The organism is Paraburkholderia sp. GAS206C (assembly GCF_050435645.1).
In the GTDB taxonomy this organism is placed as follows: domain Bacteria; phylum Pseudomonadota; class Gammaproteobacteria; order Burkholderiales; family Burkholderiaceae; genus Paraburkholderia; species Paraburkholderia phenazinium_B.
This window is the reverse complement of record NZ_JBNDKR010000001.1, coordinates 323236-348389: the sequence shown is the minus strand read 5'-3', so window position 1 is coordinate 348389 and position 25154 is coordinate 323236. Positions and strand designations below refer to the sequence as shown.

Here is a 25154-nt window from a genome sequence, read left to right as displayed (position 1 = left end):
GACGAATTCATGGAGGAAGACATGCGACGTTTCTTCGCCGTATTTGCCACCGATAAACCTGGCATGCGCGACGTGCGCGAACGCGTGCGCCCGAATCATCGAAGCTGGCTGCGCAGCGCCGCACACGGGGTGCTCGTGCGCCTCGGCGGTCCGACGCTGGCGCCGCAATGCGACGCGATGAACGGCACCTTGCTGGTCGTCGAAGCGGAAGGTATCGACGATGTGATGGCGTTCGTGAGCAACGATCCGTACATGCAGGCGGGACTGTTCGATCGCGTTGAAGTGCGGCCGTGGGACTGGAGCCTCGGCAATCCCGAGCGGAGGGTGTAGGCAATGAACGGGACGCGCCTCTGCCTATTCGCCGACGTGCCGGATGGCGGCGCGCGGGTTGTGGATGGAACGGATGAGCGTGTGCCCATGGTGATCGTGCGGCGTGGCGAGCAGGTCTGGGCCTATGCCAACCGCTGCCCGCATTTTTCGGTGCCGCTCGATTTCGAGCCCGGCGAAGTCTTGTGCTATCGCAAGCAGGTGGTGATGTGCGCGCACCACAGCGCGCTGTTTCGCTTCGAGGACGGACATTGCATCGAAGGTCCGTGCGCAGGGTCGAGTCTGGATGCGATTCGGGTGGGTGTCGATAGGGATGCGTGGATCGTATTGAAGCAGTAGCGCCGACGCGCGTTACCATGAGCATCCGATCTGGCAGGCGCATCCGGAACGCTACATTTGTGCGTGTGACTTTGGATGGCGTCGTGCTTCTAGCGCAGCAAGAAATCAAGCATCATCTCTTGCACTGCGTCGACCATCTGGACGCCGTTCGCCGTTTTGCAGCCCGCTGACTGGGCGGCAATCAGCAACGGTGTCACTCCATGCCCCGCAATCACATCGCCAACGAACATCGACGAATCCAGCAGTTCGCCGGAGACCGGAAGCGGGTCGTCCTCTGCCAGGCCCATGGGTGTTGCGTTGAATACCAAAGTACATCCCGCGGGGTCGGCTGCGCCAACGCGTATACGACCCCGGGCAAGTTCGGCAACAAGTCCGTTCAGGCGGGTTGCGCGAGATTCGTCGGCATCGTGGATGATGAGTTCGCCCACGCCTGCTTCGAGCAAAGCGATAGCGATCGCGCTGCCCGCAGCGCCGGCGCCCACCAGTAATGCACGACCGTCTTTCACGCGCGCGCCGTGATCGATCTGCGCTTTTACAAATGCGAGTCCGTCGAGCATGTCGCCGTGCCATGTGCCGTCCGCATTGCGCCGCATGACGCTTACTCCACCTAGCAACCTTGCAGTGTCGGAACTGGTCGCACAGTATGTGAATGCCGAGAATTTATGCGGCATGGTGACGAGCAGGCCATCGACATTGCCGGTCAGTGTCAGCGCATGCATGACCGCATCGAGGTTGTCCTTCGCGACCTGCATGGGCAGGCACAAGGCGTTGTGGCCTCGTGCCTCGAAACCACGGGTCAGCTGTTGCGGCGATTTCACGAATCTGATCGGGTCGCCGATAATCGGGTACAGCCGGGTGGCGCCATTCAGTTTTTGTGACATCCAGTTTCTCTTGTGCTGAATCGGCAGGAACGTTTGCTCCTGCCATCAGACCCGGCGCGAGACCTCAGCCGGGTCGCTTTTCAAGTACGTCCTTAACGACTGGAAGTGCCGTAAATACATTCGGCCAACCCGCATAGAACGCCAGTTGTGTCATCACCTCCGACGCCTGTGCCTTCGTCAGTCCGTTATCCATTGCACGGTTCAGGTGATAGGTCAGTTGCGCGACCTGCCCGGTGGCAACCAGCACGCTGACCGTGACGAGACTACGGTCGCGGGGCGCAAGACCTGGTCGCAGCCACAGGTCGTTAAACAACGCGTCCCGGGTGAACTGAACGACTCCGGGTGAGACGGCGCCGAAGTTTTGCTGCACGGTGCTTTCGCGCTGGGCTTCTGCCGCCTCGTCGAGAGGGAGAAGGTCAACCGCCGCTGGCGGGAGTTGCGCCGCCGTAATCCCGCGGCGCTCGAAAACGGCGCTCGTTATCTTCACCGCCGCGGTCGCATTGGCCCAACCGGAATAGAACGCCAGGTGCGTGATGATTTCCGAAATCTCGCTCGGCTTAAGGCCACTGTCGAGTGCGAGATCGAGGTAGAACGGCAACTCTGTGCTCTGGTTACGCGCAATCAATACCGAGAGGGTGACTATGCTGCGGTCCCGTGCGGAAAGCTGCGGACGTTTCCACAGGTCGCCCAGCACCACATCGTGCGTATAGCGCTCAAGGGCGGGTGAAACGGTGTCCATCCCGGCAAGCAGGTTGACGGAGGACGAGCGATCCAGAGTTTCCATATCAGGTTTCCTTTCGAACTGCGAACAGGCCGCGGTGCCTAGCGCAAGCGACATCATGGCCATTGCGAATATCCTCATCGGCAGTTTCCTCGATAGCGCCATATCTGAAATTTAACGTACCCACTCATGGCCGACTAGGCGCTAGAATCGGCAAACACCTATGAGATGAGTTCATCAATGCGTCGAGAAAGCTACAACGACCTGCTGGCGCTGATTGCCGTGGCGCGCGAGCGCAGCTTCACGCGTGCGGCTGCGCAACTCGGCGTATCGCAATCGGCCTTGAGCCATACCATCCGGGCGCTTGAAACCCGGCTCGGCATGAGGCTCCTGACCCGAACCACGCGCAGCGTCGCGCCGACGGAGGCTGGCGAGCGACTCATCCGGACCATCGCGCCCCGCTTTGAAGAGATCGATTCCGAACTGGCAGCCGTCACCGAGTTTCGGGACAAACCCGCGGGTACGATCCGCATCACCGCAACCGATTACGCGACCGAGACAGTCCTGTGGCCCAGGTTGTCGCCGGTCCTTCGTGAATATCCAGACCTCAAGGTGGAGATCATCACCGACTACGGTCTCTCGGATATCGTGGCAGACCGGTACGACATCGGCATTCGTCACGGCGACCAGGTAGCCAGGGACATGATCGCGGTCCGCCTCGCGCCCGAAATGCGCATGGCAATTGTCGGAGCACCGGAGTACCTGAAGACGCGTGCGTTGCCAAAGAAGCCTCAGGACCTGACCACACATAACTGCATCAATCTTCGTTTGCCGACGCTGGGCGGGTTTTATCCGTGGGAGTTGAAGAAAGGCAGCCGTGCAGTGCAGGTTCGCGTGGACGGACAGCTCGCGTTCAACGGGACGTATCAGATGCTGGCTGCAGCGTTGTCGGGATATGGCCTCGCTTACATCCCGGCTGATCTCGCCCAGTCTCATGTCGAAGCGGGTCGTCTCGTGAAGGTATTGGACGAATGGTGTCCTACGTTCCCAGGGCTGCACGCCTGCTACGCGACCCGTCGTGAGTTCTCGCGGGCGATGACCGTGGTGATCGATGCGATCCGTTATCGCACGGAAGAGCCCGGACGCCGAAAACGGGATTCATGATTTCAGTTCATGAGGGTTTGCCGTTTTACGGGCTTTATCGCTAGATACCCTCGACCTATCATCCTCCATACAGACGGCGATCAAAACGCCGGCAGGTGCGCCGTTTCCGGCGCGCACGCTCTGGTAACCGCAGGCGCAGCCTGCATGGAGATGATGAGAATGGACTATCGGTATCTGGGTCGCAGCGCCCTCAAGGTTTCGCCCTTGTGTCTGGGCACGATGATGTTTGGCGGCGAAACGGATGAAGCTACCTCCCGCCGGATTATCGACAAGGCCTTTGATCAAGGTGTCAACTTCCTCGACACCGCGGATGTCTACCACGCTGGCCGATCTGAAGAAATTATCGGCCGGGCAATCGCGGAACGACGCGACGACTGGGTCGTGGCAACCAAGTTCGGCTACCCGGCCTCGGCAACCGCCCGTCCGAACGAACAGGGGCAGTCGCGCAAATGGATCTGCCAGACAGTCGACGCCAGCCTGAAGCGCCTCGGCACTGACTACATCGACGTTCTCTACTTCCACCGGTCGCTTGTTGACGCGCCGCTGGAGGAAGGGGTTCGTGCCATCGGCGACCTCATTCGCCAAGGCAAGGTGCGTTACTTCGGTCTGTCCAACTTCCGCGCCTGGCGTATCGCGGAAATCGTGCGCCTGGCCGATCAGCTCGGCATTGATCGTCCCGTTGCAATCGAACCGGTTTACAACATGGTCGACCGCACGGCCGAGGTCGAACTGATGCCTGCCGCCGGACACTACGGCATCGGCGTCGTGCCGTACAGCCCGCTCGCACGGGGCGTGCTGACGGGCAAATACGCACTCGACGATGCTCCGCCTGCCGACTCTCGCGTTGCGCGTGGTGACAAGCGCATCCAGCAGACCGAGTGGCGTCCGGAATCTCTCGCCATTGCACAGAAGGTCGCGGCGCACGCCGCTGAGCGCAATACCACCTCGATCGCATTCGCCATCGCGTGGGTGCTCAGGAACAAGCTGGTGAGTTCCGCCATCGCCGGGCCACGCACGGAAGCGCACTGGGACAGCTACATGGACGCACTGACGCTGCAACTGGGAGCGGAAGACGAAAAGTTTGTGGACAGTCTCGTCCCTCCGGGCCATGCATCGACGCCCGGATATACGGATCCGAACTACCCGGTGGAAGGCCGGCGCGTGATCGGCTGATCTGCCGCTCGCGCCAGGCAGAAACAGCACTGAAAACCTGAGCCGTAAGAGGCTGGAGGAACGCGTTGTGAATATAACTTTTGAGAACAAGGTCGCACTCGTCACGGGCGCGGGCTCCGGGCTTGGTCTGGCCACGGCGAAGGCTTTCGCTTTGTCGGGGGCCTCGGTCGTACTGGCAGACTGGCACAAAGACGCCGTGGAGTCAGCGGCAGACGAACTGAAGGCCCAAGGTTGTGCGGTCCTCGCCGTCCAGTGCGATGTGGCCGACGATGCGCAGGTGGAAGCAATGGTTGCGCAAACCGTGGCGGTCTTTGGAAGGCTGGATGTCGCCTACAACAACGCCGGCGTTCAGAATGTCCTTGCTGAAACCGCCGATTCGTCCCGGGACGACTACGACCGCGTGATGTCGATCAATCTGGGCGGTGTCTGGAGTTGCATGAAATTCGAATTGCAACAGATGCGCAAGCAGGGCAATGGTGCGATCGTCAATTGTTCGTCGCTGGGCGGACTGGTTGGCGGAGCGGAGCGCGGCACCTATCACGCTGCGAAGCATGGGGTACTGGGGCTGACGAAGAGTGCCGCCCTTGAATACGCGTCACGCGGTGTCCGGATCAATGCCATCTGTCCAGGTTTGTTCTGGACGCCGATGGCCGAGCAGATGGCGGCCTCCGGCCAGAGCGAGGCTCTCGACGCACTGCTGAAAGCGGTTCCGATGGGCCGGTATGGGAAACCGGAAGAGATAGCCGATGTTGTGCTTTGGCTTTGCAGCGATGCCTCGAGCTACGTGACTGGTCAGTCTATTTCCGTCGATGGGGGTTTCATCATGCGATGAGCGAGATCCGGGCAAGGCGCTTTCGTTTGACGCCGACGACGGCGTCAAACGAAGCGTCTTGAACGTCTCATGGCGCGAGGGGATTCAGGTACGCGTAATCGACGCACCGCCATCGACGAGCGAAGCGGTGCCGGTCACAAAGGATGAATCATCGGACGCGAGATACAGCACCGAGCGCGCGAGTTCTTCCGGCCGTGCGACCCGCTTGAGCGCATGCAACCCGGTCACGAAGGCCTGCGACTCGGCTGTGTCATTCATGTCCCGGTACATCGGCGTGTCCACTGCGCCCGGCAGGATGGCGTTGACGCGCACCCCTTGTGGCCCGTACTCGGCAGCCAGTGCCTGGGTCAGTCCGATCAACCCGGCCTTGCTCGCAGCGTATGCGGCGGTGCCCGGGAAAGCGAATGAATAACCGACGAACGTCGACGTGAAGATGATCGATCCACCGCCTTGCTTCAGCATTCCGGGGATTTGATGCTTCGCACCGAGGAAGGCGCTCGTCAGATTGATCGCCAATGCGGACGACCAGCCTGCCTCCGACACACCCGTGGTCGGGCCCATTTCGCCCAGCGTGCCGGCGTTGTTATAGGCGATGTCAAGACGGCCGAAGCGGCTGACTGCGAGCGCGACCAGCGCTTTCGCGAAGTCCTCTGACTGCACGTCGCCCGCCAGAAACGCGGCCTCACCGCCTGCGCTCGCGATCTCGGCAGTGAGCGTTTCAAGTTCGGCTTCGCGGCGCGCCGCGATCACCACTTTTGCGCCTTCCGCGGCGAACAGTTTTGCGGTGGCACGGCCAATTCCAGCACTGGCGCCGGTCACGATGGCGACTTTCCCTGTCAAGCGTTGCATGTTCAATCTCCTGCTGCAGTTTGTTGACCAGTGCCCAATGCCCTGGTCCGTGAGAAGCAATATAGGCTTCAGCCATAAATGCAGAAAGGCACAAAACATGGGTATATCATTCAGTATTTATGAATGATCGGGGAGCCCCATGGACAGGCTGCGTGCTTTTGAAGTCTTCGTGACCGTGGTGAGCCGCGGCAGCTTCACGCGCGCAGCCGATGTGCTCGAGACGTCGCCTGCCAACGTGACCCGCTACGTGAATGAACTGGAAGCGCATCTCGGCACGCGCCTGCTGAATCGCACTTCACGCAGGCTGTCTCTTACCGAGGGCGGCGAGACCTTTTACTCGCGCTGCAAATCTATCCTCGACGATGTCGCCGAGACTGAGGGGCTCGTATCCTCGGCCTCGGTCGAACCGCGTGGCCGTCTGCGCATCAATGCACCTGTGAGCTTTGGGATTCTGTACCTGGCGCCGCTATGGCCCGAGTTCATGCGGAAATATCCCGAAGTGGAACTCGACGTGGCGTTGATCGACCGCGTCGTCGATATTGTCGATGAAGGCTATGACCTCGCCATTCGCATCTCCCGCGCCGGCTCGACTAACCAGGCAGCCCGCAAGCTGGCGACATCGAGAAATATCCTCTGTGCGTCGCCAACCTATCTGGCGCGTTGCGGACACCCCGTTAAACCAGCCGACCTGATCGAGCATCGATGCATCGGCTACTCGTATGCGGCCACCGGCGACGAGTGGCAACTGATCGACAGCGACAGCAAGGCTCACACCGTGAAGGTCAACTGTCACATGCATACAAACAACGGCGATACGGCGCGCGCAGCCGCACTCGCTGGGCAAGGCGTGATCTGGCAACCCACGTTTCTGGTCGGCAACGACCTGCGCGTCGGCAAGCTGGTTCAGGTGTTGCCGGAGTATCGGTTGCCCGACATCGACGTGCTCGCGTTGTACCCCAGTCGCCGGCACCTGAGCGCCAAGACCCGCGCGGTGATCGATTTCCTGGTCGATGCGTTTGGTGGCGTGCCTCCGTGGGATCGGGCCGACGGAGCTTGAGCGGCGCTCATGCCGGACGAGGGTAAACACCCACAACATTTCCTCCCTGCCGAAAGCAGGCAGAAGGCGTCGGTTTTTTATACTCGCGGCAAGCGCTGCACCAGACGATCCGTAGATAGCGGGCCGGCGCCCTTGACCATGGAGACCCTTCCGATATGCCACCCTTCGCCCGCTTCACGGCGCTAGCTTCGACCGCTTGCGCGGTTCTGTGCTGGACGCCGCCTGCTGACGCGCAGAAGCTGACGCTGATGACGGGTGGCGCGTCGAAGATCATGTATCTGCCGGTCACGCTGGCGGCCCGCCTCGGCTACTTCCGCGACGAAGGGCTGGACGTCGAGATTCTCTCGGAACCGGCCGGCGTCGATACCGCCACCGAACTGATCGCGGGTGCCGTCCAGGGCGCAGTGGGTATCTACGACCATACGATCGATCTGCAGAGCCGCGGTCTCGAAGTCGAAGCTATTGTCGTTCTGAACCGCGCGGCAGGACTCGCCGAACTGGCGTCGACCAAAGTGCCGCAGCCGATGCAGACCATGGCTGACGCTAACGGCCGCAGGCTCGGTGTGACGGGGTTTGGCGCTTCCACGTATTTCCTGAGCCGTTATCTCGCGCAGCGTGCGGGCCTCACCACCAACTCGTACACGGTCGTGCCGCTCGGTTCGGACAACAGCTTCGTCGATGCCATGACGAAAGGCACGGTCGACGCCGGCATGATCGAAGAGCCGACGGCCTCGCGGCTGCTGTCCGCCGGCACCGCGCAGGTGCTGGTGGACATGCGCAGCGTCGAGGGCACGCGTGCGGTGCTGGGTGGCCCCTTTGCCGGCGCATGCGTGTATGCGCAGCGCAAGTGGGTCGCCACCCATCCGGACGAAACCCGGCACCTGGTCCGCGCGATGACACGGGCTCTCGCGTTTATTTCATCGCACAGTGCCGGCGACGTCATGGCGGTTTTGCCGAAGGACTTTATCGGCGCGAACGGGGCGCTCTATCAACAGACGCTCGCTGCATCGATGCCAGCGTTTTCGCGCGACGGCAGGATGCCGGTCGGCGCGCCCGAAACGGTCCTGGCTGCGCTCGCGGCAGTCAATCCGGCCATTGAGCCGCGCCATGTCGATCTGGCGCGAACCTACACCAACCGCTTTGCCGACGAGGCCAATGCCGTACCGGCCCACTGAGGCATTCGACGCATTTCCACTTTGAACGAAGCCGTACCTGGTTGCCCCGATGGCCGCCGGGCACGGGCCTGTCCCTCCCAATCGAGGTCACCATGACATCTGCAACTTCATTGAACGAAACGGCTGCCGCTGCCGTCCCTGCTGCTTCAAGGGAATCGCGCCTGCGCTCGGTGTTTCGCGTCACCAGCGGCAATTTTCTCGAGATGTACGACTTCACCGTGTACGGGTATTACGCGGCCGCAATCGCTGCCACGTTCTTTCCGACCGGCAACGAGTTCGCCTCGTTGATGCTCGCGCTTTCCGTGTTTGGCGCGGGCTTTCTGATGCGTCCGATCGGCGCGCTCGTGCTCGGCGCCTACATCGACCATCACGGCCGCCGCAAGGGCTTGATCCTCTCCCTGATGCTGATGGCGGTCGGCACTGCGTGCGTCGCGTTTGTGCCGGGCTATGCGCAGATCGGTCTTCTCGCGCCCGCTATCGTCCTGTTTGGACGGCTGCTGCAGGGTTTTTCCGCGGGCGTCGAACTGGGTGGCGTATCGGTCTACCTGTCGGAGATCGCGACCAAGGGCAATCGCGGTTTCTACTGCTCGTGGCAGTCCGCGAGCCAGCAGGTGGCGGTGGTGTTCGCGGCGTCGCTCGGCGTGCTGCTCAACCGTCTCATCCCTGCTTCGGAGATGAACGCATGGGGTTGGCGTATCCCGTTCATCGTCGGCTGTCTGATCGTGCCGTTCCTGTTCTACGTGCGCCGTTCTCTGCAGGAGACCGAAGAATTCGCCGCGCGCCGCCATCGTCCGGCTATGGGCGAGATCGCGAAGTCGATGGTGCAGCATTCGCGGCTGATCCTCGCCGGCATGGGTCTTGTCATCATGACGACGGCATCGTTCTATCTGATCACGGCCTACACGCCGACGTTTGGCAAAGTCGTGCTGAAGCTGTCTTCGCTCGATTCGCTGCTGGTCACGGTCTGTGTGGGCGTGTCGAATTTCATCTGGTTGCCCATCGCCGGTGCCGTGTCCGATCGCATCGGCCGTCGTCCTGTGCTGATCGCCTGCACCGTGCTCGCGATCCTGACTGCGTATCCGGTCATGCAATGGATGGTGACGCAACCGTCGTTCGCCCGTCTGCTGCTGGTCGAACTGTGGTTGTCGCTGCTTTATGCGTGGTACAACGGTGCGATGGTCGTCGCATTGACGGAGCTTATGCCGGCGCATGTGCGGACCACCGGTTTTTCGATGGCGTACAGTCTCGCCACGGTGATCGGCGGGTTTACGCCGGCCATCTCGACCTGGCTGATTCATACTACGGGTGACAAGGCTTCCCCGGGCGCATGGATGTCGTTTGCTGCGCTGTGCGGGATAGTCGCAACGCTCGTTCTGTACCGTTCGACCCAGTCGCGGGAGCAGTACAGGACGGCATGAACGCATTGGGGATAGAGGCGATGAGGCTACTGCTCGTCGAAGACAACGATCAGCTCGCGCACTGGCTCGCGCGGATTCTGCAGGACGATGGCTTCATGCTCGACCGTGTGAGCGATGGCGAAGCGGCCGACACCGCCGTGCGCGCCGTGCCCTACGACGTCGTGCTGCTCGATCTGAATCTGCCGCAGCTCTCTGGCAAGAGCGTGTTGCGCCGTATGCGCGAGCGGGGCGATGCAACGCCGGTGCTGATCCTGACAGCGACCGGCGCCGTCGACGAAAAAGTGATCTGTCTAGGCGCAGGCGCCGACGACTACATCGTCAAGCCATTCGATGCGCGTGAACTGGTTGCGCGCGTGAAGGTGCTGGCGCGGCGGCAATCGTCGTCGCGTTCGAACCGCCTCAAATGCGGCAATCTCACGTACGACATGGACCGCTGCCAGTTCGCGGTGGAGGGCGAGCCGCTGACGTTGACGCCGCGTGAACACGCAGTGCTCGAGGCGCTGATCCTGCGTGCCAAAAAGACGGTGGCCAAGGCCCTGCTGGCGGATTCGCTCAGCAACGCCGATACGGCGACCAGCGAAGACGCCATCGAGATCTACGTGTCGCGGCTGCGCAAGAAGCTTGAAAAGAGCACCGCGACCATCATCACGCTGCGCGGCCTCGGCTATCTGCTCGAAGACGGCGCCGATGACGAATAGCCTGCGCTTAAGGCTTCTGCTGTGGCTGCTATTGCCGATGACCGTGTATGTCTTCGCGGCGGGTCTGATCGCTCGCGACAACGCGCAGCGCACAGCGAGCCTGTTGCAGGACGAAGCGTTGCTGTCGTCGGCGCGCGTGATGGCCGGTGACATCCAATGGGAAAATGGCTATCTGCACGCGGAGATCTCGCCGAGCGCGATCGAGATCCTGAGTTCGCCGTATGGCGACGAGGTGTATTTCAGCATTCGCGAAGTGGGCGGTGCGACGATTGCGGGCACCTCGGATTTTCCGTTGCGCGTGCCGGGCGATACACCGCTCTGGTATGACGCAGCGGTGAGCGGACACCCGATTCGCGCGGTGTCGCTGATCCGCCCAATGTACGACTCGGGCGCAACGAAGCAGGTTGTCGTTTCGGTGGGGCGCACGCTCATGCAACGCGATGCGGCAGCCACCGAACTATGGCGGCCGCAGATGCTGCATTTTGCCGGCATCGTGACGATTGCCGTGGTGCTGGTTTGCGTCGGACTCACGTTCGAACTGCAGCCATTGATGCGGCTCGCGAAAGACATGCTGGCGCGTGCGCCGAATGCCTCGCTGCGAGTGCATGCCGATCCTTTGCGCAATGAGTTGCGCCCCATCGTCACCGCGTTCAACCAGTGCCTCGATATCATCGAACGGAAGACCGCCATGCAGCGGCGCTTTATCGCAGATGCGGCGCATCAGTTGCGTACGCCGCTCACCTTGCTCGGCACGCAACTGCAATACGCGCGACGCCAGGACGATCTTGGTCAACTGAAAGAGACGCTGCTGGCCATGCACCGCAGCAACCAGTCGCTGGTGGCGCTCACCAACCAGTTGTTGCTGCTCGCGCAAGCGGAGGCCGCGGACTACGCCGACTTCGAAGGTGCGCCCGTCGATCTGCGCGTGGTTGCGACCGGGACACTTGAACAGCTCGCATTGCTCGCGCAACGACGCCGCGTCGAATTGTCCGCGCATCTCGACGAACCAGGGCAAGTGATGGGCAACGAGCCGCTGCTTTCGGTGCTGCTGTTCAATCTGCTCGACAACGCGATTCGTTACACGCCAGCCGGTGGCCATGTCGCGCTTACCTTGAGCTCGCAGGACGGCCGGGTCGTTCTGACCATCGCGGATGAAGGCCCGGGGATCGGCCCCGAGTTACGCGACCGGGTGTTCGAGCCGTTCTTTCGGGCCTCCGGCGAGGAGGGCAGCGGGCTCGGATTGTCGATCGTCCGCGAAATCGCCCGGGCGCATCGGGCCGAAGTCGTGCTGGGCGATGGCGCCGGTGGGGTGGGGCTGACTGCTTCGGTGGTGTTTCCGGCCGTACGTGGGTGATTTGACCCACGAGGTTCAGGGGCGTAGGCGGGTTTCTTGTCAAAAATCGGTAATACGCCACCCCTGCCGGTGGGGTTGATCTAGAATTTGCCTCATAGGAGGTTGTGTGCTGACTTCGCTGGCAGGATAGAGTGTCTCCGGCCAGGTATCGACTTTTCCACCCACGACGATGACAACCGACAATCACGCAGCGCCCGCCGGACTGACCGATGCCCAGCGATTCGAACTGCTTGTGACCAGCGTAAAGGACTACGCGATCTACATGCTGGATACGCGCGGCTACATCGTCAGCTGGAATGCCGGGGCCCAAAGATTCAAAGGCTACGTCGCCAGCGAGATCATAGGAAAACACTTTTCCCAGTTCTATACGGATGAGGACCGCGCATCCGGCGTCCCGGAACGGGCGTTGCGCACGGCACTCGAGGAAGGCAAGTTCGAAGACGAGGGATGGCGGGTGCGCAAGGACGGCACGCGCTTCTGGGCCAGCGTTGTGGTCGATCCCATCCGCGACAATTCCGGCGAGCTGGTGGGATTTGCGAAAATCACGCGTGATATTTCCGAACGCAAGGTGGCTGAGGAAGAGTTGCGCAAGAGCGAGCAACAGTTCCGTCTCCTTGTTCATGGGGTCACGGACTACGCCATCTATCTGCTGTCCCCCGCCGGAGAAATAACCAGCTGGAATGCCGGGGCAGCGCGTATCAAGGGATATCAGCAACACGAGATCGTCGGTCAGCATTTTTCCCGCTTTTATACCGAGGAAGATCGCGCCCGCGGTGTGCCGGCGCTGACGCTCGCGATGGCGGCGCGCGACGGCCGGGCGGAACTGGAGGGCTGGCGGGTTCGCAAAGACGGGAGCCGCTTCTGGGCAAACGTGGTGGTGGATGCGATCCGCGACGAATTCGGCACGCTCCTCGGATTTGCGAAAGTGACTCGCGATATCACCGAGCGCAAGGAAGCGGCCGCTGCACTGGAACGCGCCAATGCCGCGCTGTTTCAATCGCAGAAGATGGAGGCGATCGGCCAGCTGACGGGCGGTGTCGCGCATGACTTCAATAATCTGCTGGCCGTGATTTCGAACGGGCTGCAGGTGCTCTCCGCACAATCGCGCACCCATCTGGACACGCGCATGCTGGATGCGATGCAGCGTGCCGTCGACCGTGGTGCCTCGCTGACCCAGCAGCTTCTCTCGTTCGCCCGGCAACAGCCACTCAAGGCCGAGTCCCATGACGTGAACACGATCATCCGGGCCTTCGAACCGGTGCTGCATCGGGCCGTGAACGACTCAATCAGTCTCGAGGTCGAGTTGGCCGCGGAGCAGACGGTGGTGCTGTTGGACGCTGCACGTTTCGAGGCCGCCTTGCTGAACCTGGTAGTGAATGCGCGCGATGCGATGCCCGGGGGCGGAACAATCGCGATCAGCACTGAGCGCGTCGAGCTCAAGGTTGGCGACGTCGGAGGACTTCCGGCCGGCACTTATATCAGGGCGGCGGTATCGGACACCGGCACGGGCATGTCGCCCGAAGTTGCTGCACGAGCGTTTGAGCCGTTCTTTACCACGAAGGAGATAGGCAAAGGGACGGGACTCGGCTTGAGCCAGGTGTATGGGTTCATTACCCAGTCGGGCGGCGATGTTGTGATCCGCAGCGTGGGCGGCAATGGCACGACGATCGAGATCTATCTTCCCGCCATAGCGGGCGCTCCCGTCCCTGCCAAGGACTATTCAGCGCATCTGACGGCGGAAACCGTCCTGCTTGTGGAAGACGAGCCTGACCTGCTGGCCGCCGCGTCCGAGCTGTTTCAAAGCATCGGCTACGAGGTGGTGACGGCCAGTAATGGCCTGGACGCCGTCGATATCCTGATGCGGCGTTCGCGGATCGACATTCTCTTTAGCGACATCGTGATGTCGCACGGAATCAGTGGACTGGAGCTGGCGCGGCTGGTTCGCGAGCAGTTTCCGGCTGTCAAGATCGTGCTTGCCTCGGGCTATCCACTTGCGGTGCTGCGCCGCGAACATGGCGAGCTCGGCGAGTTCACGTTCGTCCACAAGCCGTATCGCCTCGCCGATCTCGCTAAGGCCTTGCGCGCTGGTTGAGCAGGCGGCTGGGTAGCCCTTGGTACGCAGAGGGGCTAACCGGGCACGAGCGCCTCGTCTCAGATCACCATGCCGCCGGCGACTTCGATACGCTGGGCATTGACCCAGCGGTTATCCTCGGACAGCAGCGAGGCGATCATCGGGCCGATGTCGTCGGGCACGCCCGCGCGGCCGAGCGCGGTCGCTTCCGCCACGCGCTTGTTAATCTCGGGATTGTCGCGCACCATGCCGCCGCTGAAGTCGGTCGCGACCGCGCCCGGAGCGACGGTGTTGACGGCGATCTTGCGAGGACCGAGTTCCTTCGCGAGATAACGGGTCAGCACTTCGACCGCGCCCTTCATGGACGCGTACGACCCGCTGCCCGGAAAAGCGACACGGGTTAGTCCCGAAGAGATATTCACGATGCGGCCACCATCGTTGATGAGCGGCAGAAGTTTTTGCGTGAGAAAGAAAACGCCCTTGAAATGGACGTTGTAGAGACCGTCGAGTTCTTCCTCGGTCGTCTTCTCGAATGGGGTGTGATTCGAAGTGCCGGCGTTGTTGACGAGGAAGTCGAAACGCTCGGCGCCCAACTCGGGAAGCGACTTTCGAACCTGTTCCACGAAGGCGTCGAACGCGGTCACCTTGCCGGTATCGAGCGGCAGTGCAATGGCCTTTTGCCCCGCCTCTGCCACGAGGCTGACGACCTTGTCGGCTTCTGCCCGATTCGCGCGATAGGTGAAGAGCGAATTGACGCCGCGCCGCGCAAGGTTGATCACCGTATTACGTCCCAGACCGCGACTGCCTCCAGTAACGATTGCGATTTTTGTGCCTGTATTTCCTGCGGTCATGCTGTGCTCCACTTCCGGTTGAACAGGAGTCAAGCTTATTCCGGCCGCCCGGGACACTGAATGCCCGAACTGCTTCGCTTCTTGCCTGATCCTGCTCGGAGCCCCTCCTTTGGATACGTGAGCATGTACCATTCAGGAAAGGAGGGAATGCATATGTCCAATGCCTTGATTGAAGCGGTCAAACGCTATACCGATCAGCAGGCCGGTAAGGGGAGCCCGTTCATTACCGCGATTGATGGAATGGCCATCCTCCGCGCGGATCATGAAAAGCCTGCGTCTCATCTGATCATGAAGCCCGCGTTGTGTGTCGTCGTGCAAGGCACCAAGTGGACGACTTTCGGCGACCGGCGCTACGACTATCCGGCAGGGCGAGCGCTGGTCGTTAGCGTCGAGATGCCGGCATTCAGCAGGGTGGTTGAGGCGAGTCCAGCCGAACCGTTCCTCGCCATCGTGATTCAATTCGACCTTGCGGTGATGCGCGATGTGATGGAGCGTCTCGAGGCGCCGCCCGAACTGGAAGACAATCTGGGCCGCGGTGTATTTGTCACCGACTTCGACGGTCCGCTTGCCGACTGCGTGCTGCGTATGGTGCGTCTGCTCGATACGCCGCGGGCGATTCCCATCCTCGCGCCGATGATCATGCGGGAGATCTGCTATTGGCTGCTGACGGGGCCTCATGGCGGCGAGGTCGCCAAGGTTGTGCTGGCGAACAGTCATGCGCAGAGAGTGGTTACAGCGATCCATACGTTACGGGACCAGTTCGCCGAGACGATCCGCATCGAGGAACTGGCGGCCGTGGCGCAAATGAGTCCCTCCGCATTCCATAGGCAATTCAAGGCGCTCACCTCGATGACGCCGCTGCAATACCAGAAGCAGCTACGCCTGCTCGAAGCGCGTCATCTGATGGTGACAGGGGACGCCAACGCCGAAGTGGCCGCGTATCAGGTGGGCTACGAAAGCGCATCGCAATTCAGCCGTGAATACGCGCGCATGTTTGGCGCGCCGCCCCGGCGCGATATCGCCTCATTGAAGACGGTCGTGGCCTAGCGTTGCGCATCGTTTTTTTGTCCAGACGAACACGAACCCACAGGAGCCACAGTCATGACCGACGGGCACGATATCGCACCCGACAGCACCGCAGCGCGAGTCGCGTTGTGGCGTGCACTGCATGTCCAGTCCGACTCGCTGCCGCATGTGCTGGAAGACGAGATCGGCCTCAAGCTGCTGTCGCCGGACGAGAACTGGCGCAGCCGTGGTGACATGGACCCGCAGTTCACGCGGCCGTTTCGCGCCTCGATCGTGGCGCGTGCCCGCTTCATCGAGGATCTGGTCGTGGAACAGGCCGGCCGCGGCGTCGGTCAGTATGTGATTCTCGGCGCCGGCCTCGACAGCTTCGCGCAGCGGCGCCCGGAGATTGCGTCCCATCTCAAGGTCTTCGAGATCGATCAGCCCGGCCCGCAGGCATGGAAGCGTCAGCGCCTGATCGAACTCGGCTTCGGCGTGCCGGACTGGTTACGTTTCGTGCCAGTGGACTTCGAGGCGGGGGGAAGCTGGCGGGAAGGGCTCGTGTCCGCCGGTTTCGATGAGAGCCAGCCGGCCATTGTCGTGTCGACGGGCGTCAGCATTTATCTCAGCAAAGAGGCGAACTCGGCCACGTTGCGCGAAGTGGCGGCGCTCGCCCGAGGGTCGACGCTCGCCATGACGTTTCTGCTACCGCTGGAACTGGCGGACCCGGAGGTGCGACCCGGGCTCGAGATGGCGGAGAAGGGCGCGCGGGCAAGCGGTACGCCTTTCGTGAGTTTCTTCACCCCGGCGGAGATCCGGGAAATGGCCTGCGAAGCGGGCTTTGAAGAAGCACGGCACGTATCCGCGGCTGATCTGACACAACGCTACTTCGCCGGCAGGACCGATGGCTTGCGCCCGCCGAACAACGCTGAGGAACTGCTGGTCGCAACGACCAGCAGTTAGCGTGCATTCCCTGGAGCGCCATTGTTGACGCGATGCCTTCAGAGGGTGAGGCCAGCAGCAAAGGATCGTCCGCGAGGCGGCCGTTTCAGCCACCTCGCGGAGATGCTGCGGATTTAGAACAGATTTCGCAGGCCGACTGCGACGCCGGTCTGGTTGTTGCGGCCCGGGTAGTCGGAGAGGAACGCGCCGTTGCCGCGGGTGAAGTCGACCGTGCCGTAGACCTCGGTGCGCTTGGACAGCGCATACTCGGCGAGCACCGTGGCCGAGTAGTTGATACCGACGCCGAGCGCGCCGTCGAGGAACGCCGCGTTGCGGGCGTGATCGTAGTAGCCCGCTACTGTCAACGTCAGCGGCGAGGTCACTTGCCAGCTCGAACCGACATAGAAGCTGTCGTCAATACGGTCCGGGCTCGCGGATGCCAGCAACGGCGCGCCGACCTGCTGCTGGGCGAAGTCGGCCGTACCGGTTTCGTCCTGCGAATGCAGCCAGCCCGCAAGCACCTTCACGGCCGGGGTGAACGCATACACGGTGCTTACGTTGACGATGTTGAATTTCTTGCCCTCGACGTCATTCTGCTGGAAGCCGACGTCGGCCGACAGCGGTCCAATCGAGTACGAAGCCGTCAAGCCGTACATGCTGTTCGAGCCGACGCTGCCCGGCACGCCGCCGAAGCCGTACATGCCCTCGACCGTCAGGCCGGCGAACGTGCCGCTGTACTTGACCGAGCTGTTCGTGAACAGGAACGGGCCGACCGGGTTATACACGTAGCTGTCCTGCCAGAAGTCGGCGACGGTCAACGGGTCGTAGGTGTTGCCCATCTGCTCGAAGAACGGCGTCTGCTGGCGGCCCAACGTCACCGTGCCGTACTGGCTGCTCGACAGCCCGACGTACGCCTGACGCTGGAACAACTGGTTGCTGCTGTTATCGAGCTTGCCTGACCAGAGCTGGAACTGGTTCTCCAACCGGAACACGGCCGAGAGGCCGCCGCCCAGGTCTTCGGTACCCTTCAAGCCCCACCGGCTCGGTGTTTCGACGCCTTCTCCCATCGCAACCTGGCCGTCGTTGTTCGCATTTGCATTCGACAGGTAACGAACCGTCGTATCGACGAGGCCGTACAGCGTGACTGAACTTTGGGCGAATGCGCTGGGCGCGAACATTGCGAGTGCTGCAGCGGCTGCGCCGGAACTCGCCATCAGGTGGAATTTTTTCATCCGTCTCTCCATCTTTTCTATTGTTTGAAAATTTGTTTAGGCGGTCTTCGAGGCGAGCGCACGCAGCTGAGCGAGTTTTTGTCGAGGGATCTGATTATGAAGATCCGTGACTATTTTTGTGCAGCGCGATGGCTTTGTTAATACCCCTTACCGCCGCGGGCTGATTTTACGATAAAGCCGTTTCAACGATTACAGCGGTAATAGCTTCGAACGATAAATGTCGTTTTTTTGTTGAAACCGGTTGACGGCTTTTTTGATTGAAAGCCTCCCGCGACTCGCGCCGTCTTTATCCCTTCTCGCGCCACCTCCCGTCGTTTCATCGCAAGCGGCTGGCCGCCCATGCCCGCGCTGCGCATCATGCCGCTTCCCTTCCCTGATCGGCTGAAGTCATGAGCTTCCAGCCCGGAGATTTCGATGAAAGTACGCGTCCATCATTATTCAAAATATCTGTTACTCGGCGCAATACTGTGTGCCGGTTCGATTGACGCTATGGCTGATGACGTTACAGCGCCCGCATCGCCGAACGCGATGTTGCCCGACGGTTGGCATTTCACCGTCGGCACGGGAGTTTTGAGCCTGCCCGAATATCCGGGCGCGAGCGATCGCAAATTTGAGCCGATTCCGTTACTCGGCGCGAGCAACGGGCGTTATTTCATCGGTACGGTGCCCGAGGCAAATACGCCGCTGGGGATGGGTGCCTACCTCTATAAGGACTCGCATTGGCAGCTCGCCGCGTTGCTGTCGTACGATTTCATCCAGCCGCGCGACCAGTCCGACGATGCACGCCTGCAAGGCATCGGCGACATCTCCCGTACCGCCCATGCCGGCCTGTTCGGCAGCTATACGCTCGACTGGTTCACGGCGCGCGGCAGCGTCATGACCGACATTCTCGGCAAGCACGAGGGCACGGTGGCCACCTTGGGCCTGGAAGGAAAGTATCAGCCGGTGGACGCGCTCACGTTGAGCGCTGGGCCCGGACTGACGTGGGGCAGCAGCCAGTACAACCGGACTTTCTACGGTGTCGACCCCGGCCAGAGCCAGCGTTCCGGTCTGCCTGAATACGCGCCGGGGGCGGGCGTCGCTTCGCTGAACGTCTCCGTCAAGGCTGACTACAGGCTTTCCAGGCAATGGGACGTGGGCGCTACCGTGATCGCCGCCAGGCTCCGCGGCGATGTCAGCGGGAGTCCCATTGTCGAGAAGAAAACCCAGCTCACATATGGGTTGTTCTCGAGCTACCGGTTCTGAGCGAAGCCTCAGCCCCGGTTCCTGCCGGGGATTTTGCCTGTCACAGGGATTCGAGTACCATAGCAGCCATGTGAATTGTCAGACGGGAATACAATCATGGCAGCCGATATGGAGCTGATACGGCCTGAGACGCTACGTCACCAGGTGGAGCACGTGCTCCGGCAGGCGATCATGTCGGGACGCTTTGCGCCTGGGGCGCGCCTGATCGAGCGTGAACTCTGCGAGTCGTTGAGCGTGAGCCGCACGTCGATCCGCGAAGCGCTGCGCCGGCTCGAAGCCGAGAAGCTGGTGCGCATTGTGCCGCACAAGGGGCCGACTGTCGCGGTCATTTCCAGGGAGGAAGCGACCGAGCTGTATGCGATCCGCGGCCTGCTCGAAGGATTTGCCGCCGCCGAGTTTACCCGTCACGCCGACGATGCGGCGATCGCACAATTTGGCGAGCGCGCCCAGGCATTGAAGGTGGCGGCACACTCCGGCAATCAGGATGCCGTGCTGAAGGCCAAGGGCGACCTGTATGACGTGCTGCTCGGCAACTGCGGCAACGGCCTGATCAAGGAGATCCTGACGAGCCTCTATTCACGCGTCAATCTGCTACGCGCCACGTCCCTGATGCATCCCGACCGCCTGCCAGCCAGCTTGCGGGAAATCGACAAGCTCTACAAAGCGCTCAAGGCGCGCGATGCGCAAGCTGCAGAGGCGGCCGCCCGGCTACACGTGGCGAATGCGGAAAAAGCCGCGATGAGGATGCTCGAGACGGACCAGGGCTGACAAGACTCTGCAAGCGGCGCCGAGCCGTTATTTCACTTTACTTCTGATTCGGACTACACTTAATTCCACTTTCTCTCCACCTTAGCCCTGCCAGTATTCGGTAACAGATGCTTTTGTCGTGCTTCGCGGGCCGAAGCAAGCCGAGTCGGTTCGCGTCCAAAAACCATTTGAACGGGACGACTCATCATGGCTGATACGAGCTACATGGCACGGAAATCCGTCGCCGATATCGTCGGAAGCGCGGATACGGAGGGAGGCCACTCGCTGTCGAAAACGCTGGGCGCCACCAGCATCACAGCGATGGGAATCGGCGCCATCATCGGCGCCGGCATCTTTGTCCTGACCGGCACCGCGGCGGCGCAGTTCGCCGGCCCGGGCATCATTCTTTCGTTCATCCTCGGTGGCATTGCGTGCGCGTTCGTTGGCCTGTGCTACTCGGAACTGGCTGCCATGCTGCCCGTATGCGGCAGCAGCTATACGTACACCTATGCAACCCTCGGCGAGATCTTCGCGTGGATCATCGGCTGGGACCTGATCCTCGAATATGCAATGGGCGCCGCGACCGTCGCAGTCGGCTGGTCCGGTTATATCGTGAGTCTGCTGCATAACGCGGGAATCAACATCCCGCCGACCCTGTCGACCGCCCCCGGCACCATCATCAAGCTCGCCGACGGCACCACGGCCACAGGTATCGTCAATCTGCCGGCCATCGTGATCATCGCCATCCTGACTACGATGCTGGTGCTCGGTACGAAGGAGTCCGCACGGCTCAACAACATCATGGTGGCGGTCAAGCTGATCGTGGTGGTGGCCTTCATCGCGCTGGGGATGTTTTTCATCAAGCCGGCCAACTGGCATCCGTTCATTCCGGCGAATACAGGGGAGTTCGGCAACTTCGGCATGAGCGGCATTCTGCGTGGCTCGGCCGTGGTGTTTTTCGCGTTCATCGGTTTCGATGCAGTATCCACCGCAGCGCAGGAGGCGAGAAAGCCGCAGACCGACATGCCGATCGGTATCCTGGGATCCCTGATTATCTGTACCGTGCTGTATATCCTCGTCGCCGGGGTCCTCACCGGGCTCGTACCGTACGCGGATCTGAACGTGCCTGATCCGATCGCCAAGGGCGTGGATGCCATCGGCCTCACATGGTTCTCAGTCCTGATCAAGATCGGCGCGCTGACGGGGCTCACCACCGTGATTCTCGTGCTGCTGTATGGACAGAGCCGGATCTTCTTCACGATGTCGCAGGACGGTTTGCTGCCGCCGCTTTTCGCGCGGGTTCATCCGCGTCTTCAGACTCCGCATCTGAGCCAGATCATGATCGGCACGATCGTCGCCATCGTGGCGGCGCTGACGCCGATCAGCGTGCTGGGCGAGATGGTCAGCATCGGCACGCTGTTCGCGTTCATTCTCGTCTGCGGCGCCGTGATCTATTTGCGGCGCAGCGACTCCGGCGCTTCGCGCCCGTTCCGGGCCCCGGGCGTGCCGATCGTGCCGGTGCTGGGGATTCTGTTCTGCCTGTTGCTGATGGTGGGACTGCCGCTCGTCACGTGGATGCGGCTCGTCGTGTGGCTGGTGATCGGCTTGATCATCTATTTTTCGTACGGCCGCAATCATTCGAAGCTGCGCTTTCCCGAGCGTCACTGACCGCTGACGAGCCTCAATAAAAAACGGGCGTTGCCGCGCATCTCTGCCGGCAACGCCCGTTCGGTAGCACCGAGGCGTTTCAGATCACGGAGACCCCGTCTCAGGGATTCGCGTCACCTGTGGCCGTTGTGCCACCCGTGCCGCCTGTGCCACCTGCATCATCTCCACCATGGTGCGGCAGCCTGTGCGAGACCTCGTCGAGCTTATCGCCCAGCACACGCCGCACGACCACGTAAAACACCGGGATCAGCAAGAGCCCGAAGAAGGTCGCAAAGATCATCCCGCCAATCACGCCCGTGCCGATTTCATGCCGGGAAGAGGCGCCAGCCCCTGACGACAGCACGAGCGGCAATACCCCAAGAATGAAGGCCATCGAGGTCATCAGGATCGGGCGCAAGCGCTGCTTGCCCGCGGTCAGCACGGCATCGTAAAGCGTCATGCCGTGGGCCTGTCCTTCCACCGCGAACTCCACGATCAGAATGGCGTTCTTCGCAGCCAGACCGATCACGGTGACAAGACCGATCTTGAAGTAGATGTCGTTAGGCACGCCGGTCAACAGACAGAACGACAACATACCGAGCATGCCCAGCGGCACCACCAGCAGCACGGCGACCGGAATCGACCAGCTTTCGTACAGGGCCGCGAGACACAGGAACACCACCACGATCGACAGGATCATCAGCAACGTTGCCGAATTGCCGGCGATGATTTCCTGGTAGGACTGACCCGTCCAGTCCGCGGCGAAACCCGATGGCAATTGGGTGTTGATGATTTTCTGGACCGCATCCATGGCCTGACCCGTGGAATAGCCCGGCGCAGGGTTGCCCACGATTTCGATTGCCGAGTAGCCGTTATAGCGCGGCAGCGCGACCGGACCCACATCCCAGTGCGACTTCACCACGCTGGACAACGGGACCATGTTGTACGGGCTCAGCGAGGTATCGGTTGCCGAGGGGTTGACGTTGGTCAGATAGCCACTGGTGTTGGTCGTGCTCGTGGCTGTACTGGTCGCGCCCGTCGATGCGCTGGTGATGCCACTCGGCGTGTAGATGTGCTCGAACGCGTCCACGCCCATCCGGTACGGGGCATCGGCCTGCAGATACACGCGCTTGACCCGGCCGCCATAAGTGAACTGATTCACATAGAACGGCGCGAGCTCCATCTGGATGGAGTTGTAGACATCCGTGAGCGACAGCCCCATGGCCTGCGCCTGCACACGATCGACAGACACCTGCAACTGCGGCGCTTCGGGCAGCGAATTGGGACGAATGCCGTACAGCGTCGGATTTTTGGCAGCATTGGCCAGCAGGATGCCTTCCGCCTTCGCCAGTTCCGCACGCGACTGGCCCGCACGCGCCTGCAGATACATGTCGACACCGCCGAACTGGCTCAAGCCGCGGATGGTCGGGAGATTGACGGCGAAGATCTGCGCGTCCTGCTGGCCATGCAAGAGCCTGTTGACCTGCGGAATGAGCTGCATCGCGGTTTGCGAGCGCTGGCCCCAGTCGGTCAACTTGATAAACGCCATGCCGACGTTCTCGCTACTGCCGACGAAGCTGAACCCTTCGACCTGGAACACGCTGTCGATGTCCTTGGCGATCGCACTATGCTCGAGCTTCTCCGACATCGCGGTCATCGCCGCATCCGTGCGCTGCAGCGTGGCGCCAGTCGGCAGATTGACGAGGGCGAGGATAAAGCCCTGATCTTCGTCCGGCACAAAGCTGGTCGGCAGACGGGTGTACAGGAAGCCCGTCAGCAGAACCAGCAGCAGGAACACGATCATCCAGCGCGGCGCGTGACGTACCGCGCCGCCGATCTGCCTGAAGTAGGTTGCGTTGACCCGGTCGAAGCCCTTGTCGAACCAGCGGAACACGACATTCTTTTTGTGGTGATCCGTCGGTTTGAGAATCGCGGCACAAAGGGCTGGCGTGAACGACATGGCGAGGAACGCCGACATCGCCATCGAGACCGCAATGGTCAGCGCGAACTGCGCATAGATGATGCCGGTGGCGCCAGGCTGCAAAGCGGAAGGGATGAACACGGCGGACAGCACCACGGTGATCGCGATGATGGCGCCGGTAATCTGGCCCATCGCCTTGCGGGTCGCCTCTCGAGGCTGGAGGTTCTCCTCGGTCATGATGCGCTCGACGTTCTCGATCACGACGATCGCATCGTCCACCACAATGCCGATGGCGAGCACCATCCCGAACAGCGTCAGCTGGTTCAGCGTGTAATGCAGCAGCGAGAGGCCGATAAACGTGCCCAGCAGCGCGACCGGAATGACGAGCGTCGGAATGATCGTGGCCCGCAGGTTCTGCAGGAAGATCAGCATCACCACGAACACGAGCGCAATGGCCTCGATCAGCGTACGCACCACATCGGTAATCGAAGCGGTAATGAACGGTGTCGTGTCGTAAGGCACATTCCAGGTGACGCCCGGCGGCAGATCCTTGGCGAGCACGCCCATTTCGGCCTTCACCGCCTTGGCGACGGCAAGAGCGTTGGCGCCCGGCAGCAGGTAGACGCCCATACCGCCGGCAGCCTTGCCCTTATAGACCGCCGCCGAGCCGTAGCTTTGCGCACCGAAGGTGATGCGTGCAACATCGCTCAGCCTGACCACCGTGCCGTTATTGTTGGTGAGCAGGATGATGTTGTTGAACTGCTTGATCGAGGAGAACAGCGAATCGCCGGACACCGTCGCGGTGAAGACCTGGCCCTTGACTGCCGGATCGGCACCGAGCGAACCCGTGGCGAACTGCGCGTTCTGTGCGCTCACGGCGTTGAGCACCTGGGTCGTGGACAGGCCATAGCCTTGCAGCTTGTCCGGATTCAGCCAGATGCGCACGGCGTATTCCGATCCCAGCTCGAACGTGTTGCCCACGCCGTTGACCCGCGCAATCACCGGCTGGATCTGCGAGGCGACGATGTCGCTCAGACGGTAAGCGTCGATGGCGGGGTTGCTCGACTGCAGCGAGATGAACAGCAGAATGTCAGGGCTCGCCTTGGCGACCACCACACCTTGCTGGGTCACCGCGGCCGGCAGCAGCGGCTGGGCCAGCGCAACCTTGTTCTGCACCTGCACTTCCGCCGTATCCGGATTGGTGCCGGTCGCAAAGCTCAGCGTAATGGTGACAGTGCCGTTGGAATTGGATGCCGAGTTGAAGTACAGCAGGTTGTCGATGCCGGTCAGCTGCTGCTCGATCACCTGGGTCACGGTCGATTCCATGGTCGCCGCGCTGGCGCCAGGGTAAGTTGCCGTGACCGTTACTTCTGGCGGCGCGATGTCCGGATAGGAGTCGATGCCGAGATTCAGCATCGAAATCACCCCTATCAGGCAGATGAGAATCGGGATCACCCAGGCAAAGACTGGGCGATCGATAAAAAACTTTGGCATGGGACGAAGTC

22 protein-coding genes are annotated in these 25154 nt (G+C 61.5%); 16 read left to right on the top strand and 6 right to left on the bottom strand.

Annotated features, from left to right (window positions below):
- The first annotated feature begins 21 nt into the window (after window positions 1–21).
- Window positions 22–330, top strand: coding sequence for a YciI family protein (locus P3T20_RS01640; RefSeq protein ID WP_074268913.1), 309 nt, complete (start codon window positions 22–24; stop codon window positions 328–330).
- Between the two features lie 3 nt (window positions 331–333).
- Window positions 334–666 (top strand): Rieske (2Fe-2S) protein, encoded by a 333-nt coding sequence (locus P3T20_RS01635; RefSeq protein WP_429285851.1) that lies wholly within the window; start codon window positions 334–336, stop codon window positions 664–666.
- 89 nt (window positions 667–755) lie between these two features.
- Here the strand turns inward: P3T20_RS01635 and P3T20_RS01630 are convergent, their stop codons facing one another.
- Together P3T20_RS01630 and P3T20_RS01625 are read right to left on the bottom strand one after the other, a co-directional pair.
- Window positions 756–1547 carry a shikimate dehydrogenase family protein gene (locus tag P3T20_RS01630; RefSeq protein ID WP_429285850.1) on the bottom strand — a complete coding sequence of 264 codons (792 nt, stop codon included), beginning with the start codon at window positions 1545–1547 and terminating at the stop codon, window positions 756–758.
- A 64-nt stretch (window positions 1548–1611) separates the two neighbouring features.
- Window positions 1612–2394 (bottom strand): carboxymuconolactone decarboxylase family protein, encoded by a 783-nt coding sequence (locus P3T20_RS01625; protein WP_429285849.1) that lies wholly within the window; start codon window positions 2392–2394, stop codon window positions 1612–1614.
- A 114-nt stretch (window positions 2395–2508) separates the two neighbouring features.
- Between P3T20_RS01625 and P3T20_RS01620 the strand changes: the two genes are divergently transcribed.
- The 3 genes from P3T20_RS01620 to P3T20_RS01610 all read left to right on the top strand — a co-directional run bounded on the left by P3T20_RS01620 (window position 2509) and on the right by P3T20_RS01610 (window position 5437).
- Complete coding sequence (locus P3T20_RS01620; RefSeq protein ID WP_074268909.1) at window positions 2509–3432, top strand: LysR family transcriptional regulator; 924 nt, start codon at window positions 2509–2511, stop codon at window positions 3430–3432.
- Window positions 3433–3591: 159 nt separating this feature from the next.
- Window positions 3592–4605: an aldo/keto reductase gene (locus tag P3T20_RS01615; protein WP_429286182.1), complete on the top strand. Its 1014-nt coding sequence runs from the start codon at window positions 3592–3594 to the stop codon at window positions 4603–4605.
- Window positions 4606–4672: 67 nt separating this feature from the next.
- A complete protein-coding gene (locus P3T20_RS01610) occupies window positions 4673–5437 on the top strand; it encodes an SDR family NAD(P)-dependent oxidoreductase (RefSeq protein ID WP_429285848.1) in 765 nt (254 codons plus the stop codon).
- A gap of 84 nt (window positions 5438–5521) precedes the next feature.
- Here P3T20_RS01610 and P3T20_RS01605 read toward each other — a convergent pair whose 3' ends face one another.
- Window positions 5522–6286, bottom strand: a complete 765-nt coding sequence (locus P3T20_RS01605; protein ID WP_429285847.1) for an SDR family oxidoreductase — start codon at window positions 6284–6286, stop codon at window positions 5522–5524.
- A gap of 139 nt (window positions 6287–6425) precedes the next feature.
- Between P3T20_RS01605 and P3T20_RS01600 the strand changes: the two genes are divergently transcribed.
- From P3T20_RS01600 to P3T20_RS01575, 6 genes are all read left to right on the top strand, one after another.
- Window positions 6426–7343, top strand: a complete 918-nt coding sequence (locus tag P3T20_RS01600) for a LysR family transcriptional regulator (protein WP_429285846.1) — start codon at window positions 6426–6428, stop codon at window positions 7341–7343.
- Window positions 7344–7498: 155 nt separating this feature from the next.
- Window positions 7499–8518, top strand: coding sequence for an ABC transporter substrate-binding protein (locus P3T20_RS01595; RefSeq protein WP_429285845.1), 1020 nt, complete (start codon window positions 7499–7501; stop codon window positions 8516–8518).
- A gap of 92 nt (window positions 8519–8610) precedes the next feature.
- Window positions 8611–9936, top strand: a complete 1326-nt coding sequence (locus P3T20_RS01590) for an MFS transporter (RefSeq protein ID WP_429285844.1) — start codon at window positions 8611–8613, stop codon at window positions 9934–9936.
- Window positions 9937–9956: 20 nt separating this feature from the next.
- The gene (locus tag P3T20_RS01585) at window positions 9957–10634 is read left to right on the top strand and encodes a response regulator transcription factor (protein ID WP_074268902.1); all 678 of its coding nucleotides are present in this window, start codon (window positions 9957–9959) and stop codon (window positions 10632–10634) included.
- Window positions 10624–11988 (top strand): sensor histidine kinase, encoded by a 1365-nt coding sequence (locus tag P3T20_RS01580; protein ID WP_429285843.1) that lies wholly within the window; start codon window positions 10624–10626, stop codon window positions 11986–11988. Before P3T20_RS01585 ends, P3T20_RS01580 begins: the two co-directional genes overlap by 11 nt.
- Window positions 11989–12157: 169 nt before the next feature.
- Window positions 12158–14080: a PAS domain S-box protein gene (locus P3T20_RS01575; RefSeq protein ID WP_429285842.1), complete on the top strand. Its 1923-nt coding sequence runs from the start codon at window positions 12158–12160 to the stop codon at window positions 14078–14080.
- Between the two features lie 59 nt (window positions 14081–14139).
- Here the strand turns inward: P3T20_RS01575 and P3T20_RS01570 are convergent, their stop codons facing one another.
- Window positions 14140–14910: an SDR family NAD(P)-dependent oxidoreductase gene (locus tag P3T20_RS01570; protein WP_074268899.1), complete on the bottom strand. Its 771-nt coding sequence runs from the start codon at window positions 14908–14910 to the stop codon at window positions 14140–14142.
- 153 nt (window positions 14911–15063) lie between these two features.
- Between P3T20_RS01570 and P3T20_RS01565 the strand changes: the two genes are divergently transcribed.
- Together P3T20_RS01565 and P3T20_RS01560 are read left to right on the top strand one after the other, a co-directional pair.
- Window positions 15064–15957 carry an AraC family transcriptional regulator gene (locus P3T20_RS01565; protein WP_074268898.1) on the top strand — a complete coding sequence of 298 codons (894 nt, stop codon included), beginning with the start codon at window positions 15064–15066 and terminating at the stop codon, window positions 15955–15957.
- 54 nt (window positions 15958–16011) lie between these two features.
- Window positions 16012–16878 carry a class I SAM-dependent methyltransferase gene (locus P3T20_RS01560; RefSeq protein ID WP_429285841.1) on the top strand — a complete coding sequence of 289 codons (867 nt, stop codon included), beginning with the start codon at window positions 16012–16014 and terminating at the stop codon, window positions 16876–16878.
- A 113-nt stretch (window positions 16879–16991) separates the two neighbouring features.
- Here the strand turns inward: P3T20_RS01560 and P3T20_RS01555 are convergent, their stop codons facing one another.
- The gene (locus P3T20_RS01555) at window positions 16992–18089 is read right to left on the bottom strand and encodes a porin (RefSeq protein WP_074268896.1); all 1098 of its coding nucleotides are present in this window, start codon (window positions 18087–18089) and stop codon (window positions 16992–16994) included.
- Between the two features lie 414 nt (window positions 18090–18503).
- On the opposite strand from P3T20_RS01555, the gene P3T20_RS01550 reads away from it, so the two are divergent.
- The 3 genes from P3T20_RS01550 (at window position 18504) to P3T20_RS01540 (ending at window position 21749) form a co-directional block, all read left to right on the top strand.
- Window positions 18504–19334, top strand: a complete 831-nt coding sequence (locus tag P3T20_RS01550) for a MipA/OmpV family protein (protein ID WP_074268895.1) — start codon at window positions 18504–18506, stop codon at window positions 19332–19334.
- A gap of 96 nt (window positions 19335–19430) precedes the next feature.
- On the top strand, window positions 19431–20102 hold the full coding sequence (locus P3T20_RS01545) for a GntR family transcriptional regulator (protein ID WP_074268894.1): 672 nt from the start codon (window positions 19431–19433) through the stop codon (window positions 20100–20102).
- Between the two features lie 186 nt (window positions 20103–20288).
- Window positions 20289–21749 carry an amino acid permease gene (locus tag P3T20_RS01540; protein ID WP_074268893.1) on the top strand — a complete coding sequence of 487 codons (1461 nt, stop codon included), beginning with the start codon at window positions 20289–20291 and terminating at the stop codon, window positions 21747–21749.
- Between the two features lie 100 nt (window positions 21750–21849).
- Here the strand turns inward: P3T20_RS01540 and P3T20_RS01535 are convergent, their stop codons facing one another.
- The gene (locus tag P3T20_RS01535; protein ID WP_074268892.1) at window positions 21850–25143 is read right to left on the bottom strand and encodes an efflux RND transporter permease subunit; all 3294 of its coding nucleotides are present in this window, start codon (window positions 25141–25143) and stop codon (window positions 21850–21852) included.
- Between the last annotated feature and the right edge of the window lie 11 nt (window positions 25144–25154).

Excerpts from the sequence above, each read along its gene's own strand:
- P3T20_RS01640 (WP_074268913.1), top strand. The coding sequence starts at position 22 with ATGCGACGTTTCTTCGCCGTATTTGCCACCGATAAACCTGGCATGCGC.
- P3T20_RS01635 (WP_429285851.1), top strand. The coding sequence starts at position 334 with ATGAACGGGACGCGCCTCTGCCTATTCGCCGACGTGCCGGATGGCGGC.
- P3T20_RS01630 (WP_429285850.1), bottom strand. The coding sequence starts at position 1,547 with ATGTCACAAAAACTGAATGGCGCCACCCGGCTGTACCCGATTATCGGC.
- P3T20_RS01625 (WP_429285849.1), bottom strand. The coding sequence starts at position 2,394 with ATGGCCATGATGTCGCTTGCGCTAGGCACCGCGGCCTGTTCGCAGTTC.
- P3T20_RS01620 (WP_074268909.1), top strand. The coding sequence starts at position 2,509 with ATGCGTCGAGAAAGCTACAACGACCTGCTGGCGCTGATTGCCGTGGCG.
- P3T20_RS01615 (WP_429286182.1), top strand. The coding sequence starts at position 3,592 with ATGGACTATCGGTATCTGGGTCGCAGCGCCCTCAAGGTTTCGCCCTTG.
- P3T20_RS01605 (WP_429285847.1), bottom strand. The coding sequence starts at position 6,286 with ATGCAACGCTTGACAGGGAAAGTCGCCATCGTGACCGGCGCCAGTGCT.
- P3T20_RS01600 (WP_429285846.1), top strand. The coding sequence starts at position 6,426 with ATGGACAGGCTGCGTGCTTTTGAAGTCTTCGTGACCGTGGTGAGCCGC.
- P3T20_RS01595 (WP_429285845.1), top strand. The coding sequence starts at position 7,499 with ATGCCACCCTTCGCCCGCTTCACGGCGCTAGCTTCGACCGCTTGCGCG.
- P3T20_RS01590 (WP_429285844.1), top strand. The coding sequence starts at position 8,611 with ATGACATCTGCAACTTCATTGAACGAAACGGCTGCCGCTGCCGTCCCT.
- P3T20_RS01585 (WP_074268902.1), top strand. The coding sequence starts at position 9,957 with ATGAGGCTACTGCTCGTCGAAGACAACGATCAGCTCGCGCACTGGCTC.
- P3T20_RS01580 (WP_429285843.1), top strand. The coding sequence starts at position 10,624 with ATGACGAATAGCCTGCGCTTAAGGCTTCTGCTGTGGCTGCTATTGCCG.
- P3T20_RS01575 (WP_429285842.1), top strand. The coding sequence starts at position 12,158 with ATGACAACCGACAATCACGCAGCGCCCGCCGGACTGACCGATGCCCAG.
- P3T20_RS01570 (WP_074268899.1), bottom strand. The coding sequence starts at position 14,910 with ATGACCGCAGGAAATACAGGCACAAAAATCGCAATCGTTACTGGAGGC.
- P3T20_RS01565 (WP_074268898.1), top strand. The coding sequence starts at position 15,064 with ATGTCCAATGCCTTGATTGAAGCGGTCAAACGCTATACCGATCAGCAG.
- P3T20_RS01560 (WP_429285841.1), top strand. The coding sequence starts at position 16,012 with ATGACCGACGGGCACGATATCGCACCCGACAGCACCGCAGCGCGAGTC.
- P3T20_RS01555 (WP_074268896.1), bottom strand. The coding sequence starts at position 18,089 with ATGAAAAAATTCCACCTGATGGCGAGTTCCGGCGCAGCCGCTGCAGCA.
- P3T20_RS01550 (WP_074268895.1), top strand. The coding sequence starts at position 18,504 with ATGAAAGTACGCGTCCATCATTATTCAAAATATCTGTTACTCGGCGCA.
- P3T20_RS01545 (WP_074268894.1), top strand. The coding sequence starts at position 19,431 with ATGGCAGCCGATATGGAGCTGATACGGCCTGAGACGCTACGTCACCAG.
- P3T20_RS01540 (WP_074268893.1), top strand. The coding sequence starts at position 20,289 with ATGGCTGATACGAGCTACATGGCACGGAAATCCGTCGCCGATATCGTC.
- P3T20_RS01535 (WP_074268892.1), bottom strand. The coding sequence starts at position 25,143 with ATGCCAAAGTTTTTTATCGATCGCCCAGTCTTTGCCTGGGTGATCCCG.